General features: G+C 60.9%; 3 protein-coding genes. 1 reads left to right on the top strand and 2 read right to left on the bottom strand.

Annotated features, from left to right (window positions below):
- Positions 1-208: 208 nt before the first annotated feature.
- Positions 209-505, bottom strand: a complete 297-nt coding sequence (locus KZA10_RS15060) for a hypothetical protein (protein WP_218683295.1) — start codon at positions 503-505, stop codon at positions 209-211.
- Positions 506-723: 218 nt separating this feature from the next.
- Here KZA10_RS15060 and KZA10_RS15055 point away from each other — a divergent pair, with 218 nt between their 5' ends.
- Positions 724-1230, top strand: coding sequence for a hypothetical protein (locus KZA10_RS15055; protein ID WP_218683294.1), 507 nt, complete (start codon positions 724-726; stop codon positions 1228-1230).
- Between the two features lie 82 nt (positions 1231-1312).
- Here KZA10_RS15055 and KZA10_RS15050 read toward each other — a convergent pair.
- On the bottom strand, positions 1313-1444 hold a 132-nt coding region (locus KZA10_RS15050), incomplete at its 5' end, for an integrase core domain-containing protein (RefSeq protein ID WP_218683296.1).

Here is a 1444-nt window from a genome sequence, read left to right as displayed (position 1 = left end):
ATCGCACGAACCCGACCGGGCAGATCGCCGGCTGGAAAGCTATCCTGAACACCCTGTCCATCACCTACGGCGACCGCCTAGGAATCAACTAAGCCGAAGCCCCGTACACAAAGGAACGGACAGACCCGGTGGGGATCGGAACTGGACGAAGTAGCTCCGATCCCCATTCTCAGCATGCAATCGTCAGCCTCTTGTCAGCGAAGACGCTTCAGATGTTCGCGGGGTCGAAGGGCTCATCTTCGGCGCTGTCATCATCGCCCTCATCCTCGAGTGTGTTGGCGATCGCTTCCAGGAGCTCGGTCTGGCGCATCGTTTCCGCATGGATGCCGTCCAGGACGTTGAAGAGGTCGTCGAGCGTCTTTGCGCGTGACCGCCGCGGCGTTGGATTGGCCCCGCCCGGGGGGTCGTAGTTGCCGTTGCGGATTTCGTTGACATCTCCCATCAGGAAGCCGATGTTCTCGAGCTCTCGGAGGATCCCCTTGAGTGTTTCGCTGTCGCTGGCCATCTTTTCCTCTCTGCTTTCGTCGCGGTGGGAGACGTATCTCACCGTCCCTCGACTTGGTTCACTCGAACCTACCGACGAGGTCTGACATGACGAGGGGTAGATGAGGGCACGAATCTCCCAACCGTGCCCATTGCTTGTGGAAGCGGGCCGCGGGCGTGCGGGTGATGCACGCCAGGGAAGCGCGACCGGCTCCTCTGTGGATGCGCTATGTTCTGCTCATGAGTGAAGATCAGCCCCCACCCGCGCGCGGCATGGCTTTGGAGTCGAGCACTCCTGCTGCTGTCCCGAGCGTCCCGTCGCGTCCGTCTCGCTGGGTGTTGCCGGCGGCCGTGGGTGTAGTTGGGATCATCCTCGGAGTTGGAGGCACACTTGTCGCGCAGACCATGTTGGGTGGCAGTGACGCCAGTGCTCCAGAACAGGACGGCCGGCTCGGCGAGGCATACTCTTCTTGCGGCTCACCCGCTGGAACAACGATCGCTGATGAGAACCGCACGCTCACCATCGATGTCAAGGGCAACGACGACTCGTATGGCGCGTCGTATGAGAATCAGGCCTGTATCCTGCGGGCGCTCGATGCCCCATCGAGCGTGATATCTCATCTCGAGCAGACAACGTCGATAGACGGGCGCCAGACAGAGGCTTGGGATGGCATCACCGCGGCGTGGTCATATCATCCCGACCGCGGAAGTGACATGGTCATCACGCTTGATGCCGCTGGCCAGTGAAGCGAATGAGCTCTGCAGCCAATGGAATATGTCTGGCGCGACTGTCAGGTGATCAGGCCTTCAACGCCGGCCATCGCCCGAGCTAGGTGTACTGACCTCGACCGTTGTTGATTCGGTCGATAGGGGTCTTGCCTCCGATGCCGAGGTGGGTTCTGTCTAGGTTGTAGTGGTCGAGCCAAGCCGTCAATGCTGCTCGGCGGTCGTCGTTGGAGGT

Source organism: Microbacterium sp. BF1 (genome assembly GCF_019279095.1).
Lineage (GTDB): Bacteria > Actinomycetota > Actinomycetes > Actinomycetales > Microbacteriaceae > Microbacterium > Microbacterium maritypicum.
Note: the sequence above shows the minus strand (reverse complement) of the source record. Positions and strands in the feature narration are given on the sequence as shown.

Coding starts and splice junctions, on each gene's coding strand:
- KZA10_RS15060 (WP_218683295.1), bottom strand. CDS start 505: ATGGCCAGCGACAGCGAAACACTCAAGGGGATCCTCCGAGAGCTCGAG.
- KZA10_RS15055 (WP_218683294.1), top strand. CDS start 724: ATGAGTGAAGATCAGCCCCCACCCGCGCGCGGCATGGCTTTGGAGTCG.